We start from the raw sequence: 14,980 nt of genomic DNA on the forward strand, positions 1-14,980 counted from the left end.
AAAAACCTCTTTATCTTATTTAGTCATTGCTGCAAAATTTTCAAGCATCTTAAGTCCAACGCTGCCGCTTTTTTCAGGGTGAAACTGAGTTGCTATAATGTTGCCGCACTCAACAGCGGCGTCAATCTTTGTGCCGTAGTTTGTTGTTGCGGCTACAATAGAGCTGTCAGCGGCGGTCAGATAATATGAGTGAACGAAGTAAACGTAGCTTTCGTCCGGAACGCCCTTGAAAATGCCGTTATGTTTTTTTATGCTTATTGAGTTCCAGCCCATATGCGGAATCTTTAAAGAGCCGTCAGAGTTTGGAATTTTTGTTATGCTGCCGTCAAGCAGTGAGAGTCCCTTTGCACCCGGGCTTTCCTCGCTTTCCGAAAAAAGCAGGTGCAGCCCCAGACAAATTCCGAGGAACGGGTTGCCGCCCTGAGCGTAGTCCTTAACAGCCTCAACAAGTCTGCTTTTTGCCATGCAGTCCATAGCGTCTGCAAACGAGCCGACGCCCGGCAGGATTGCGCTGCCGCACTTAAAAAGCTCCTCTCGGCTGTCAACAATCTTACATTCGCTGCCTATAAATTTCAGCGCCTTATATACGCTTTGCAGATTACCTGCACCGTAGTCGATTATGCCAATCATATATAAAACCTCCGAATGCCGCAAACGGCAATAAATAAATTACTTTGAAAAAAGAATAATGTTAAAGCCCCAGCAAGTATTACCGATGTTGCAGTAAACGGTCTTGACTGCTCCGCTTGCACCGATAAAACCCGAACAGAACATAGCCTCCCTTGCTAAAGGTAAGTGTCTGCCGCAGGCATACTGCGGTTATGATTTCTAATAGGCTCATTTTATCATACTAATGCAGCTCTTGCAAACACAAATTGCATTTTTTAACAAACGCAGCCAAAATATGCTTTAATTTTGTCTTAAATCAAGCTTGGTATGAAAGTTTACACTCTTTTTGCTTGATTTTCTTTTGCTTTTGTATTAAACTTAAATATGTATAATTATATTAATATTACTTTTGCAAGGTGGAAAAAATGGAGCATTTATTTGCAAAAATTGAAAATATGAGGAGCAAGCTGTCAAAGGGACAGAAGCGTATTGCACAATATATTGAGGAGCATTACGACAAGGCGGCGTTTATGACGGCGTCACGGCTTGGCGAAACTGTCGGAGTAAGCGAGTCAACCGTTGTGCGCTTTGCTGTTGAGATAGGCTATGACGGCTACCCAAAGCTTCAAAAGGCAATGCAGGAGCTTATCAAGGACAAGCTGACATCTGTTCAGAGAATTGAGGTAACAAGCACTCGCTTTGGTGAGGATAACATTCTTGAAAGCGTGCTAAATCAGGATATAGAGAAGATTAAGCGCACTATTGAAGAAGTGTCGCACGATGACTTTGAAGCGGCGGTAAAGGCAATTGTAGAGGCTGAGAATATCTATATATTCGCCGTTCGCAGTTCGTCTGCTCTTGCCAACTTCCTTGGATATTACTTTGACCTTATCTTTGGTAACGTGCGGGTTGTCAGCACTACAAGCAAGATTGAAATTTACGAAAAACTTCTGCATATCAACGAAAATGACGCTATCATCGGCATCAGCTTTCCGCGCTATTCAAAGACAGCGGTTGAGGGAATGAAATTCGCATCAGACAGAAATGCGTCAGTTATTGCGATAACAGACAGTATGATTTCTCCGCTTGTAGCTCCTGCCGACTATGTCTTGCTTGCAAGCAGTGATATGGCTTCAATAGTCGATTCCCTTGTAGCGCCGCTTAGCCTTATAAATGCGCTTATTGTCGCTACTGTGTTGGCGAAAAAAGCAAGCGTAGAGAGCACCTTCCAGCGTCTTGAAACCTACTGGGATAAATATGACGTTTACGCTAAAACCTCGGAAATTGCAAAATATGCCGATGAAAACGAGGAAAAAAATGAGTAAAACCGTTGTCATTATAGGTGCAGGGGCCTCTGGAATGATGGCGGCACATTTTGCCGCACAAAACGGAGCAAGGGTTATATTGCTTGAAAAAAATAAAAAGGTTTGCCGCAAGGTTATGATAACCGGCAAGGGCAGATGCAACGTAACCAACAATTCATCTCCCGATAATTTAATTTCAAAAACGCCGACAAACGGCAGATTTCTGTACAGTGCCGTAAACAGCTTTACTCCTGCCGATACAATGGATTTTTTTGAAAGTGCAGGAGTTGCTCTTAAAACCGAGAGAGGAAACAGAGTTTTTCCAAGCTCAGATAAGGCATCTGACATTGTTGACGCTCTGCTGAGAACGGTAAAACGGGACGGCTGTAAAATTCTGAATGAAAAGCAGGCTAAGAGCCTTATAATTGCTGATAACAGAGTCTGCGGTGTCTATCTTACAGACGGCACGGAGATAAAGGGTGACAGCGTAATTGTAGCCTGCGGCGGTGCGTCATATCCCAAAACAGGCTCAAACGGCGACGGTTATATGCTTGCAAAGCAGGCAGGGCATACTATAAAGGAGATAAAGCCGTCACTTGTACCGTTGGAGTGCAAGGGCAATACCTGCGCAAGGCTTCAGGGCTTGTCACTTAAGAATGTAAACCTTTCCGTTCATTTCAAAAACGGCAAAAAGCCTGTATTTTCAGAGCAGGGCGAAATGCTGTTTACTCACTTTGGCATAAGCGGTCCGCTTGTGCTGAGTGCGTCATCACATATGAAAAAGGGCGAGGTTTCGGATTATACCATTACTGTCGATTTAAAGCCTGCGCTTGACATCGACACGCTCGACAAACGCCTTGTGCGTGATTTTGACGAGTTCTGCAACAAAGATTTTGCAAATTCACTCGGCAAGCTTTTGCCCTCAAAGCTGATTCCTGTTATAATAGAGCGGTCGAAAATAGCACCGACAGAGAAATGCAACAGCATAACAAAGCAACAGCGCACAGCGTTGGCAACGCTTATTAAGGGCTTTGAGGTAGTGCCAAACCGTTTCCGTCCGATTGACGAGGCTATAATAACCTCAGGCGGCGTAAACACCAAGGAGATAAACCCGAAAACAATGGAGTCAAAGCTTATCGGCGGCTTGTACTTTGCAGGAGAGGTTATCGACGTTGACGCCTACACAGGCGGCTACAACCTGCAAATTGCATTCTCAACCGGTGCGCTTGCAGGACAAAACAGCGTCCTTGACGATTTTTAATATATATAGGAGGAGAATATGATTTCTGTGGCTATAGACGGACCTGCCGGTGCAGGAAAAAGCACGATTGCAAAAACGGCGGCAAAACGCCTTAATTTTATATATGTCGATACCGGTGCGCTTTACAGAACACTCGGCTACGGTGCGTCAGTCGGCGGAGTCGATATTCACAATGAAGCCGAGCTTGAACGCTATCTTGAAAACAGCAGTGTCGAGCTTAAGTTCATTGACGGCGAGCAGAGGGTGTTCTTAAACGGGCAGGATGTGTCTGACAAGATAAGGACACCGCAAATGGGTACGGCGGCGTCTGAGATTTCCGCAATACCAATGGTCAGGGAATACCTGCTTGGTATGCAGCGAGCTTTAGCAAAGTCGAATAACGTGATAATGGACGGCAGAGATATAGGCACAGTTGTGTTGCCGAATGCCGAGGTTAAAATCTTCCTTACAGCATCTCCGGAGTGCCGTGCAAAAAGACGTTTGAAGGATTTTGAGCAAAAGGGCGAGGCTGTTGATTATGACGAGGTTTTGCGGCTTATAAAAGAAAGAGATTATCAGGATTCTCACCGTGAGATTGCGCCGCTTAAGCCTGCCGAGGACAGCGTGATTGTTGACAACTCGCAGCTTGATTTGGAGCAATCAATTGAGAAGATAATATCTATTGTTCAGGACAGAATTGCTGTGATGAATGTTTGATTTATGACCATAGAGTCAACCTGCCTTGAACGCAAAGCCCGCCGTTAACTTGCGCAAAGGGCAAAATTTCACTGAATGTTGTTAATTTTAGACATTGCCTTTTACGGAAGCCGTGAACAATAGTTTTGGCAAATCCGACATAACATATCACTTAGCGAGGAGAAAAAATGAAAGAGAAAAAACCGTTTATTTTTAAGCTTGCAAGGATGGTTTGTACGCCTGTATTCAAGCTGATTTACAGATACGAAATAACAAACAGAAACAACATACCGCCGCAGGGCGCTTATATTGTTGCCTGCAATCACCAGTCCTACTCTGATCCGGTGCTTTTGGGCATAGGGCAGAAGCGTATAATAAACTTTATGGCGAAGGAGGAGCTTTTCCGCAACAAATTCTTTGCCGCCCTAATTCGCTCACTGGGTGCTTTTCCTGTTCACCGTGGTGGCACAGGCGACCAAACGGCAATTAATAACGCACAGAAGCTTTTGTTAGACGGCAGAGTTCTCGGCATTTTTCCGGAAGGCAAAAGAAGCTTAAACGGCGAGCTTTTAAAGCTTCGTGCAGGTGCGGTTATGCTTGCTTATCAGTGTAACGTGCCTATTATACCTGCCTGCATAACGGCAAAGGGCGGCAAAATGAAAATGTTTAACAAGGTGAAAATAACCTACGGCGACCCGATAAGCTGCGAACAGCTCGGTATTACGCAGGGCAGCGGCAAAGAGCTTAGAGAGGCTACAAAAAAGCTTGCCGAAAAAATAGCGGCAATTCGTGAAAAGGATAAATTCTGAGGTGATTAGGTGACTGAAATAACGCTTGCAAAAACAGCCGGCTTTTGCTTTGGCGTAAACAGAGCTGTAAATATGGTTTATAAGCTTGTCGAAAATAACGGGCATGTCTGCACTCTCGGACCGATAATACATAACGCCCAAATGGTAAGTGAGTTTGCCGAAAAGGGCGTGCGTATAGTTGATACACCGGAGCAGGTTAAAGAGGATGAAACGGTTGTAATCCGTTCGCACGGAGTTGGTGCGCAGGTGTACAACAGGATAAATGAGCTTGGGCTTAAATATGCAGACGCAACCTGCCCGTTTGTTGCAAAAATTCACAGAACCGTCCGTGAAAGGTCGGGTCTTGGCGATGTGGTTTTGATTGTCGGCGACAAAAATCACCCCGAGGTAGTTGGCATACAGAACCACTGCAAGGGTGAAAATCACACGGTCAAATCACCCGAAGAAATAGAGGCGCTTGCCGTTAAATTTCCTTATTTGAAAAATAAACCGATTTCAGTTGTCGCTCAAACAACTTTTGACATAAATTTATGGGAAAAATGTTCTAAAACAATAAAAAAGGTATATACAAATTCGATTTTATTTGGTACAATATGTAATGCTACGACTGATAGGCAGACAGAGGCAGCGCAATTGTCACAGCAATCGGATTTTATGGTTGTCATCGGTGACCGCAACAGCTCAAACACCTGCAAGCTTTTTAACATTTGCAAAAGCTATTGTGAAAACACCGTGCTTGCACAGGGCAAGGACGACATTTTGCCGCATATGGTTTTATCTGCCAAAAGAATCGGCGTAACGGCCGGTGCGTCTGCGCCGGCAAGGATAATAAAGGAGGTACTGGATAACATGACAGACATTTTAAACAATTCCAGTGAAACAAACAACGAAAATGCAGAAAGCAACTTTGCTGAGATGCTCGAGGAGAATCTCAAAAGTTTAAATACAGATGGGAGGGTACAGGGCGTAGTTGAGAGAATTACCCCTAACGAGGTTTTTGTTGACGTTGGCAGAAAGCAAGCCGGCGTTGTTAAGTTCGACGAGCTTACAAATGATCCGAATGCAAAAATTGAGGATCTCGTTAAGGTTGGCGATACTCTTGATTTGCTCATTATGCGTACCAACGACCAAGAGGGTGTTATTATGCTTTCAAAGAAGCGTGTTGACGCTTTAAAGGGCTGGGACACAATTGTTGCAGCTTCTGAGTCAAATGACATTCTTACAGGCGTTGTAACAGACGTTATCAAGGGCGGCGTTCTTGTTGCTTCAAACGGAATGAAGATTTTTGTTCCTGCTTCACAGGCAACGCTTACAAGAGGCGAGTCGCTTGACGACCTTCTTAAGAAGGAAGTAAACTTCAGAATTATTGATGTTGACGCTAAGAGAAGAAGAGCAGTAGGCTCTATTAGATCTGTCCTCAAGGAGGAAAGCGACAAGATTAAGGAAGAGTTCTGGAAGAACTGTGAGGTTGGCAAGGTTTACACCGGCGTTGTTAAATCTCTTACATCATACGGCGCATTTGTTGACATTGGCGGCGTTGACGGTATGATTCACATCAGCGAGCTTTCTTGGAGTAGAATTAAGCATCCGTCTGAGATTGTAAACATAGGCGACACAGTTGAGGTTTACGTTAAGGATATCGACACAGAGAAGGGCAACATTTCTCTTGGCTACAAGAAGAGCGAGGACAACCCTTGGGAGATTCTTAAGAGAGATTACCCGGTAGGCACTGTTGTTGAGGCTCAGGTTGTAGGTATGGTTTCTTTCGGCGCATTCGCAAGAATTCTGCCGGGTATTGACGGCCTTATCCACATTTCTCAGATTGCTGACCGCAGAATTGAGAAGCCGCAGGATGAGCTGACAGTAGGTCAGGTTGTTAATGCTAAGATTACCGCAATCGACTTTGACAAGAAGAGAGTAAGCCTTTCAATCAGAGCGCTTCTTGATGACGCTAAGGCTGAGCAGGCTGATGAGGCTGACGAGGTTGTTGCAACAACAGAAGCACCCGTTGAGGAAACTGCTGAATAATTATAAATTGCTAATCTATCAAAATAACAGCCGGGCTGTCCGTTTGGGCGGCTCGGCTTATGTTATATATCGGGATAATGCTGAAAAGTGCGTCGAAGCGTTGTCAAATTTTGCTCGTAAAATACAATATAATAACCTGTAACAGCATTTGTGGCTTGTTACAGGCTATTTTTTGTGTGCTGTTAATATGCACAAAGATATTTAGAAGAGTTAAAAAAGAATATTGACAATATACAGTAAGGGTGGTATAATAACGATATAAATTTAATAGAGGTATAAAACACTTACAAAAGCTTGTAAGGCACACAACGGTTTTAATTTTTCGTGGGAATTAAAATATAATTTTAAAAATCAGAGAGGATGATTCCAAAGTGAAAATCACAAAAAAAATCACGAGCGTAGTTCTGGCTATGTTGTTGGCTTTTTCAGCGTTTGCCGGGCTTGCAATGTCAGCTTCTGCAGTTGGTGAAAAGTACCAGATGCCGGAAGGTCCGTATACCCTGAATATTACAAAATATGCCCGACCAACGCCGTCCGATGGAAGTTATTATAACTGGTATGATCCTGATCAGTTTATAGGCAACACGAGTGGACTTTACGGTACAACAGATGATGACCCCGGTGCGTATAATTCCGATTATACGCCGCTAAAGGGTGTTACGTTTACAATGGTTAAGGTTGCTGATATTGGTAACACAAAAACCATTGCTCAGGCTGAAGAGATTTATAATGCGGCTGCTGATGATCAAAAAATTTCCGGCACAACTAATGACGACGGTAAGGTTACGCTTACAACAAACGTTGCAGGTCTGTATTATGTTAAAGAGACAGATAAGCCCGTTTATGTTGATACCGAGTCGGCTCCGTTCCTCGTTTATTTGCCGATGACCGACCAAGGGAGAAATCCCGGCGGTACTTCCGGTTACGGTAACAGTGACTCATGGCTGACAAACGTTTATGTTTACCCTAAAAACCTGACAACGCTCGGTGCAGCCAAGCTTACAAAAACAATAAACAACAAAAATATTGCCGATATAACAGATGCAGATAAGGTTACACAGTATCCTGAATTCACACTTTATGATGTAACCACTACAACGCCGACAACATCAGGTGACGTTAAGGATTACACAGGTGTTCCGGTTGTTGGTGTTGCTCCGATACAAAAGGGATATCAAAACGGGTTAAAGACCAATACCGACTCAAGATATGACACGGTAGTAATGGCTCAGGAGGACGGTACAATTGCCGTTGACGGTCTTCCGGTCGGAAAATATGTGTTCGTTGAGACAAAGGCGGCTATAGTTAACGGAGAAACGTTGACTCTTGCCCCGGAGCAGCCCTTTGAAATAGTCAAGGGTGTCACAACAACATTATCAACAGACCAAAGTACTGAATACGGGATTCCGTTTGGAACGTGGAATTGGGACGGAATGCAAGCAAATCCTGAATATGCCGGATTTGATGTAACTATTGACAACTCAGCAAAACCAACAATTACAAAAATTGTTGATAAGGTAACCGCTGAAATAGGCGAAACTGTAAAATGGACAATTACTCCAACTGTTCCTGCTGATATAAGCACCTACAAGGAGTATAAAATAACCGATACTCTCCCGGCAGAACTTACATATAAGAGTGCAAAAATTTTGGTTAATAATGCAGAGTATACCGGCGTTACACCGACAGTAGCCGGACAAGTAATTACCGTTGATTTCAAAAACAACATTGCCGATCTTTACGACGCCGCAACAGGCGCTCTTAAATCAGTAGCTGTTGAGATTGAAACTGATATAAACCAAAACGCAGTTGCAAATGTTGATATTGTAAATACCGCTAAAATCGACTATACGAATCAGTATGATGTTGCAGGCAGCGACGAGGGTACAGCAAAAACTGTAACAGGCGGATACAGCATAATCAAACGTGCTGAAAATAGTACAGACGGCACTGTTATGCAGGACGTTGAGTTTGTGCTTAAGGATAATGCAGGCAATAACATGGCAGTAACTCCAGAAACCGATAAACCCGGCTATTACAAGCTTGCAATAACTGCTGACGCCGGTGCAGCTGTAACCGACGCAGACGCAACGGTTAAGACTAATGAAGAGGGTAAGGTTTTCATTGCAGGTCTTAGACAAGGAAGTAGTTATCAGCTTGTTGAAACAAAAACACAGACCGGTTATCAGCTTCTTACAAGTCCGATAGACTTTGTAGTATCAAGTACAACATACTCGACAGATGGCGACTTCACAGTAGTAAACATAAAACAACCGGATCTTCCTTTGACAGGTGGAATAGGAACAATCATCTTTACCGTTGCAGGCTTAATTCTTATTGGCGGTTCAGTGCTTATGTTCGTAGAATCCAAAAGGTCAAAGAAAAAGAATGCTTAATTTAAGCGTTTAAAATTAATACATAAGTCTTTTGTTGGCTTAAATTAATAGGCGCCGCAAATTTCCGAATTTGCGGCGCTTCTTCTGTGTATAGCCGTTTATATAGCCTTTTTGTAAACAGGGCAACTTGCAAATGAAAAATCAATGTATAAAATTACCGCAAAGTGTTGAAAAAACTTGTTAAATATGTTAGAGTATACTCAGAGAGGTGATTAGATATGAAAAATAAACTGCTTAAAATAAGCTCTTTTGTATTGGCTGCGGCTGTTGCGCTTGCTTCTGCGCCGAGCGCCCTTGCGCTTTCTTCTGATAAAATTATATCAAAAGTCCGTGTTGAGTGGGCGCCGTCAAGCGTTTCGGGCGATATTCTTGCTGCGTCCAAGATGCCCGACAATTTATCTCAGCAGGTTTTGTCCGCTGTGGATGATATTGTAAAAGGCGTGCGTAATTTTGAGGAATCTATTGATATTTCTGCGTATGGTATATACGCTGACGAAATGACAACTATTATAGGCTATGTGCGTAACGAAAACCCGGATCTTATTAACCTTTCAAACGCTTTTTCATATTCACGGTACTCAGACGGTCAGGTAGTGGATTTTTACCCAAAATATCTTTTCACTGCCGAAGAACAGGACGATTACTTTACTCCATTTTATGCGGAGATTGATAAGATTGTGGCTTTGGCGCAGTCGCAGAGTACCGACTTTGCAAAGGCGCTGTATGTTCACGATTATATAGTTTCAAAAAGTGAATATGCAACCGAGGTTTACGATTCACAGGCAGAGCCGTCACCGTTTGTTTACAACGCCTACGGCACATTGGTTAACAAACGCTCTGTTTGCCAGGGCTACAGCTTTGCGTATAAGGCTGTAATGAGCAGGCTGTCAATTGAGGTTGGCTATGCCCTCAGCGAAGAGATGAACCACGTTTGGAACACTGTTGATATAGGCGGCAAAACATATCATATTGACTTAACCTACGACGACCCTGTTCCAGACAAAGTAGGCTATGTCGGCCATTCAAGCTTTTTGTGTACCGACGAGGAAATTAAGGCGTCCGACCATTACTCCTGGACAACCTCTGACACAATTTCCGAAACCTCTTACCCAAACAGGTTTTGGAACGATGTTGATTCAAAAATTTGTGTAATGGGCGACGAGGCGGTTTATGCTGCTTATGATTCACAAAACGATTCCTACCTTGAACGCAGAAACCTTGTTACCAACGAGGCGGAGACGGTACCAAGCGCCCTGACGGGTGTATATTGGCAAACGCTTGACCACTCAGGTTATTTTATAGGTGATTTCAGCAGATTAGAGCTTATCGGAAACGTTATTTATTACTCGCTTCCGAACGGCGTTAACGCAATTGCCTTTGACGGCAGCGACGACCAAAGAGTTTATACACTGCCGGATACTGCAACAGGCTTGATGTACGGCTTTGCCGAGAGGGACGGCGTTTTCCTTGCCGACGTAAGGAAAACCCCGAATGAAACCGGCGTAATATCAGAGATTTCACTTTCGCCATTTGTACCCTCCGCAGTTCAGGGTGATATTGACGGCAACGGCACAGTAACAATGCGTGACGCAATTTTGCTGCAAAAGTATACCATAGGGTTGTCAACTCTTGACGAAGCAGTGCTTGCAAGGGCGGATATGAACGGCGACCAAAAAGTAACTATGATTGACGCAATTTTAATTCAGCGTATGACTATTTTCGGTTAATAATTACAAATAAATATCGGCTGTGTTACCGCAAAGGATAGCACAGCCGTTTTTTATTGCACCGCCACGCCAATGTGGCTTCCTGTGTTGTCAGAACTTACAATGATTTTGTTACCAATCTTTTCGCTGAGTTGTGAAACGTGTGAGATTATACCAACGGTTCTGCCCATACGGTTTATTCTGTCAAGTGCCTTCATAGCTGTGTCAAGCGTTTCACTGTCAAGAGAGCCGAAGCCCTCGTCAATGAAAATAGAGTCAAGCCTTATGCCGCCCGAATAGCCCTGAACAACGTCCGAAAGTCCGAACGCAAGTGACAGCGATGCCAAGAACATCTCGCCGCCCGATAAAGTGTGAACAGGTCTTGTGCCGCCGTATGAGCCGTCAAAAACCTCAATGTCAAGTCCTCTCAGTGAGTTGCCGCCCTGTTCCTGTGTAACCTTTTCAAGCTTGTATCTGCCGTCGCTGAGTATAACAAAATACTTATTCGCCTGAAGTAAAATATCCTCAAGCATCATACCAAGGACAAACATCTTTATTGGAACCTTCATCGGGTTGCTGCCTCTCAGTATGTCGGCAAGGTGGCATAGGTTTGAATACAGCTTTTCTACCTCTCTTGATTTTTCAAACTGTTTTTGTATCTGTTCAAGCGAGCTTTTAAGGCTCTCGCTTTCCCTTTTTGCCTCTCCGCTTTCACCAAGCATAAGCTTTAGACGGCGTTCAAGCTCATTACATTCCTCCGCCGTTTTTTCATAGTCCTTGATTTCAAATTCGGCGCATTGCTCCTCGGCTTCAAGCCTTTGCTTTTCATATTCGTCAAGCTGCTGTTTCCTTTCGCTAATCAGTGCGGCGGCAACCTCAAGGCGGCTTTTAGCCGCAGAATGCGTTTTTTGAATTTCCTGCACCTGCTTTTCGAGCAGGTTTATTTTTTGTCTTGCGGCATTAAGGCTTGACTTAAGCTTGCTTTCACCCTCAATTTGATTGCCGAGATACTGCGAGAGAGTGCTTATCCTCTCCTGAGATTGAGCTTTCTGAGTTTCAAGACAGAGAATTTCCTGTGCCAATGCGGCTGAGCTTTTGTTGTTTTGCTCAAGCTGAGCTTTAAGTGCGGCAAGCTTTCTTTCAGCGGTCGGAAGCTTAGCTTTCTTTGCGTTAAGCTCATAAAGCCTGCTTTTTTGCATATCCAAATCATGCTTACAGGTCTTGTAATAAATGTTGTAGCTGTCGCACTTGCTCTGTTGCTCGTTTAGCTGCTGCTTTAGCTGGTCACACAACGCTGCTTTTTCCGACTTAAATCTCAGCCTTTGTGAACATAACTGCTCCTTTTCCTTGATAAGGTGAGCAAGCTCCTTTTTCTTTCTTGCAAGTCCCTGTTCGTCCTCGCCGATTGGTTTTGCAGGGTGTGGGTGAGAGCTTGAACCGCACACAGGGCAGGGCTTGCCGCTTTCAAGTTGTGAGGAAAGATAAACTGCCATATTGCCCTGCAATTTTTCTTCCACCGCTTTTTCGCTTTCTCTGAGCAATTCAAGCTCAAGCATTACGCTGTTGTATGCGTTAACGCTGATTTCGGCTTCCTTTTCGGCATCTTCAAGCTTTTGCTTTATGTTTTCAAGCAATTTGTAATTCTCACTTATCTCGTTCAGCGTTTGAAGCTTGATTATCTCGTTTGGTATTGACTCAATTTCACGCCGAACAGTGGTTATGTATTCCTCTCCAATTGCTGTTTTGCCTATAATTTCTTTAGCCTGCTGTTCAAGCGTTTCCTTCTGCATTTGAGCCTTATCAAGCGATTCCTCGCATTGCTTAAGCTCCTTTTTTGCAAGCGTTATTTGTGAAAGCTTTTTAAGCGACTCGTCAAGCTTAAGCGCCTTTTCACGCTCAAGGTTTATTTCCTCACGCAAGGGGATTATAGCTTCGCTGTTTTTTTCTGCGGCGGCAAAAAGCTCAATTGCCGTTTTCTGCTCCTCATTTGCTCGGTTAAGGGCAATGCGGCTTTTCTCTGCTGCGGCTTTCAGCTCGTCGAGTCTTTTCAGCTTTTGTGACTGAACCTGTTTTAATTTGAACTGAGCGTCAAGCTTTTCAGCCGTCTTTTTTGCTTTTGTGTATCTTTCTGCGGCAAGAGCTGATTTTTCCTCAAGCTCACAGCTTGTTTCGCAGCCGCAGGAGCTTAAAAGTGCCTGACGGTTAGCAACAAGTATTTGAGCCTCTTCCTCAACAGCCTTGGCTTTTTCTGTTGCACAGTCCGTTATTCTTGACCATTGCTGTGAATCAAACAGCTTTTCAAACAGCTTTGCTTTTTCACTTGACGGCGACAAAAGCAGGCGGCGGAATTCGCCCTGAGGCAAAATCATAACTCGTGAAAACTGGTCGCAGTCAAGTCCGAGCAAGCTTTGCGCTTGAAGCGTAACGCCTCTGTCTGCTCCGCTTTTCAACAGCTTCTCACCATAGGATAAATCATAGCAGGCATTTTCAACCCTTGTTTTTCTTTCTCCGTCACGTCTGCCTGTGTAAATGGTTTGACTGCGAAAAAATCGGTATTTTTTCTGCCCAAGTGAAAATGTGAAATCAACACAGGTGGGTATGCTGTCATCTGCGCCAATGCTTCTCATCTGTTCCCAGCTTCGCAGTCCGCCTGTTGCCTTGCCGTACAGCGCAAAGCATATGGCGTCAAGTATAGTGGTCTTTCCGCCGCCTGTACTGCCTGTTATTAAAAACAGCGCATTGTCACCGAAAGCTGTAAAATCAATCTCAGTGCGCTTTATGTACGAGCCGAACCCCTCCATTACAAGTTTTAGCGGTTTCATCTTAGCGCCTCCTCCGCAATTTTTCTGAACAGCTCTATTTCCTCTTCGTCAGCCTCAACGCCGCATATCTGCTTTGAAAATTCACAGAACAGCTCCACACTCTCGCCGAAGCTCCGCTTTGACGGTACGGAAATATTTTCCCCCGGAGCCGCCAAAAGCTCACTGCTCATTTCAAGAATATTCGGGTAAAACTCACGCAGCCTTTGCAGCGGCATAAAAATTGGCTTTTTGTCCGTCAGGTGAATATGAATGTAATCGTCACTTGGCTTTTCTCTGCCGTATTCGCAAAGCTTATCAAACTCGCCTGAAATCACCCTCATATCAAGCGAAGGTGTAAACGGAACAAAACGGCGCTGTGTTTTGCCGTTTCTTATTTCAAAGATATTCACTCCCTTTTGGCTGCCCTGTTCTCCGAATGAATACTTAAGAGGTGAGCCTGAATAAAATCCGTTTTTGCCTGCTGTTTGTGCGTTGTGCAGATGACCGAGCAAAGTGAGGTCAAAGCCGGAGAATAAGTCGCCGCTTACCTCTCCGCTTGCGCCGATATACACAGGACTTTCCGAGTCGCTTACGGTACAGCCGCTCATAAAGCAGTGCGACACTGCAATGTTTACGCATCTGCGGTCAAGCTGCTTATATATTCTGTCTGTAAGAGCCTTGTAGCTTTCGCCAAAGCCTCTTATACTGTCATCACCAAAAAACTCCCTTGCCGCAGGAGGGTCAAAATGAGGTATAAGGTAAAAGCAAAATTTTTCGCCGTCTGATTCAAGCACAACAGGCTCAAGTGCGTTTTTTATGTCAGTTGCAATGTGTATTCCGCTTTGCTTAAGTATTGACGCACCAAGCGTTATTCTCTCTGCGCCGTCGTGATTTCCTGTTATCGAAAGCAGAGGAATGTTCAACTCTGTGATAAATTCGATAAAGCCGTCAAACATCCGAATCGCCTCTGGCGGAGCAATGCTCCTGTCGAAAATATCGCCTGCAAGCACAAAGGCGTCGGGCTTTTCCAAGATGATAAGCGGCTTTAAAAAGTCCTCTAAAAACTCTGTTTGCAGTTCAAGCATTGAGTGGGAAAAAATTATTTTCCCTAAATGCCAGTCTGCCGTGTGTATTAGTTTCATAGTCTTACCGTCCTTTTTAAGCAATGTCGTCAAAAAACTGCATTGCAATTAAATTTTCCTGCGGCAAAGTGAAATCTGCCTTACGTCAGGAAAATATTTGCTATGCAAATAAGAAATTATCCTTTGGGCAAGCTAACGGGGGCTTAGCCCATAACGGTTTTTTTAAGGCTTTGGGCTAAATGGCTTGCCCGCAAACCCGTGTAAATAAAATTATTGCAATATAACAATTGAAATTTTAATTAAAATGTT

10 protein-coding genes are annotated in these 14,980 nt (G+C 44.0%); 7 read left to right on the forward strand and 3 right to left on the reverse strand.

Annotation, left to right across the window (positions count from 1 at the left end):
- Nucleotides 1-15 precede the first annotated feature (15 nt).
- Complete coding sequence (hisH, locus tag GMA13_RS02300) at nucleotides 16-630, reverse strand: imidazole glycerol phosphate synthase subunit HisH (RefSeq protein ID WP_255882594.1); 615 nt, start codon at nucleotides 628-630, stop codon at nucleotides 16-18.
- Nucleotides 631-1,034: 404 nt separating this feature from the next.
- On the opposite strand from hisH, the gene GMA13_RS02305 reads away from it, so the two are divergent.
- The 7 genes from GMA13_RS02305 to GMA13_RS02335 all read left to right on the forward strand — a co-directional run bounded on the left by GMA13_RS02305 (nucleotide 1,035) and on the right by GMA13_RS02335 (nucleotide 10,809).
- Nucleotides 1,035-1,934, forward strand: coding sequence for a MurR/RpiR family transcriptional regulator (locus GMA13_RS02305; protein ID WP_255882595.1), 900 nt, complete (start codon nucleotides 1,035-1,037; stop codon nucleotides 1,932-1,934).
- Nucleotides 1,927-3,174 carry an NAD(P)/FAD-dependent oxidoreductase gene (locus tag GMA13_RS02310; RefSeq protein ID WP_255882596.1) on the forward strand — a complete coding sequence of 416 codons (1,248 nt, stop codon included), beginning with the start codon at nucleotides 1,927-1,929 and terminating at the stop codon, nucleotides 3,172-3,174. Before GMA13_RS02305 ends, GMA13_RS02310 begins: the two co-directional genes overlap by 8 nt.
- Before the next feature lie 18 nt (nucleotides 3,175-3,192).
- Complete coding sequence (gene cmk / locus GMA13_RS02315) at nucleotides 3,193-3,870, forward strand: (d)CMP kinase (protein ID WP_255882597.1); 678 nt, start codon at nucleotides 3,193-3,195, stop codon at nucleotides 3,868-3,870.
- Nucleotides 3,871-4,037: 167 nt separating this feature from the next.
- Nucleotides 4,038-4,658: a 1-acyl-sn-glycerol-3-phosphate acyltransferase gene (locus tag GMA13_RS02320; protein WP_255882598.1), complete on the forward strand. Its 621-nt coding sequence runs from the start codon at nucleotides 4,038-4,040 to the stop codon at nucleotides 4,656-4,658.
- A gap of 9 nt (nucleotides 4,659-4,667) precedes the next feature.
- The gene (locus tag GMA13_RS02325; RefSeq protein WP_255882599.1) at nucleotides 4,668-6,686 is read left to right on the forward strand and encodes a bifunctional 4-hydroxy-3-methylbut-2-enyl diphosphate reductase/30S ribosomal protein S1; all 2,019 of its coding nucleotides are present in this window, start codon (nucleotides 4,668-4,670) and stop codon (nucleotides 6,684-6,686) included.
- Nucleotides 6,687-7,057: 371 nt separating this feature from the next.
- Nucleotides 7,058-9,082 carry a SpaH/EbpB family LPXTG-anchored major pilin gene (locus GMA13_RS02330; protein ID WP_255882600.1) on the forward strand — a complete coding sequence of 675 codons (2,025 nt, stop codon included), beginning with the start codon at nucleotides 7,058-7,060 and terminating at the stop codon, nucleotides 9,080-9,082.
- Nucleotides 9,083-9,300: 218 nt separating this feature from the next.
- A complete protein-coding gene (locus tag GMA13_RS02335) occupies nucleotides 9,301-10,809 on the forward strand; it encodes a dockerin type I domain-containing protein (RefSeq protein ID WP_255882601.1) in 1,509 nt (502 codons plus the stop codon).
- A gap of 53 nt (nucleotides 10,810-10,862) precedes the next feature.
- On the opposite strand, the gene GMA13_RS02340 is transcribed toward GMA13_RS02335, so the two are convergent.
- On the reverse strand, nucleotides 10,863-13,610 hold the full coding sequence (locus tag GMA13_RS02340; protein ID WP_255882602.1) for an AAA family ATPase: 2,748 nt from the start codon (nucleotides 13,608-13,610) through the stop codon (nucleotides 10,863-10,865).
- Entirely contained in the window at nucleotides 13,607-14,731 is a 1,125-nt protein-coding gene (locus GMA13_RS02345) for an exonuclease SbcCD subunit D (protein WP_255882603.1), read from the reverse strand. Before GMA13_RS02345 ends, GMA13_RS02340 begins: the two co-directional genes overlap by 4 nt.
- Nucleotides 14,732-14,980 lie beyond the last annotated feature (249 nt).

Origin of the sequence: Ruminococcus sp. zg-924 (assembly GCF_024433635.1) — a bacterium.
GTDB lineage: Bacteria > Bacillota > Clostridia > Oscillospirales > Acutalibacteraceae > UBA7067.

What these genes read in the sequence shown, in the direction of transcription:
- cmk (WP_255882597.1), top strand. Translation starts at nt 3,193, where the DNA reads ATGATTTCTGTGGCTATAGACGGACCTGCCGGTGCAGGAAAAAGCACG.
- GMA13_RS02345 (WP_255882603.1), bottom strand. Translation starts at nt 14,731, where the DNA reads ATGAAACTAATACACACGGCAGACTGGCATTTAGGGAAAATAATTTTT.
- GMA13_RS02335 (WP_255882601.1), top strand. Translation starts at nt 9,301, where the DNA reads ATGAAAAATAAACTGCTTAAAATAAGCTCTTTTGTATTGGCTGCGGCT.
- GMA13_RS02310 (WP_255882596.1), top strand. Translation starts at nt 1,927, where the DNA reads ATGAGTAAAACCGTTGTCATTATAGGTGCAGGGGCCTCTGGAATGATG.
- GMA13_RS02340 (WP_255882602.1), bottom strand. Translation starts at nt 13,610, where the DNA reads ATGAAACCGCTAAAACTTGTAATGGAGGGGTTCGGCTCGTACATAAAG.
- GMA13_RS02320 (WP_255882598.1), top strand. Translation starts at nt 4,038, where the DNA reads ATGAAAGAGAAAAAACCGTTTATTTTTAAGCTTGCAAGGATGGTTTGT.
- hisH (WP_255882594.1), bottom strand. Translation starts at nt 630, where the DNA reads ATGATTGGCATAATCGACTACGGTGCAGGTAATCTGCAAAGCGTATAT.
- GMA13_RS02305 (WP_255882595.1), top strand. Translation starts at nt 1,035, where the DNA reads ATGGAGCATTTATTTGCAAAAATTGAAAATATGAGGAGCAAGCTGTCA.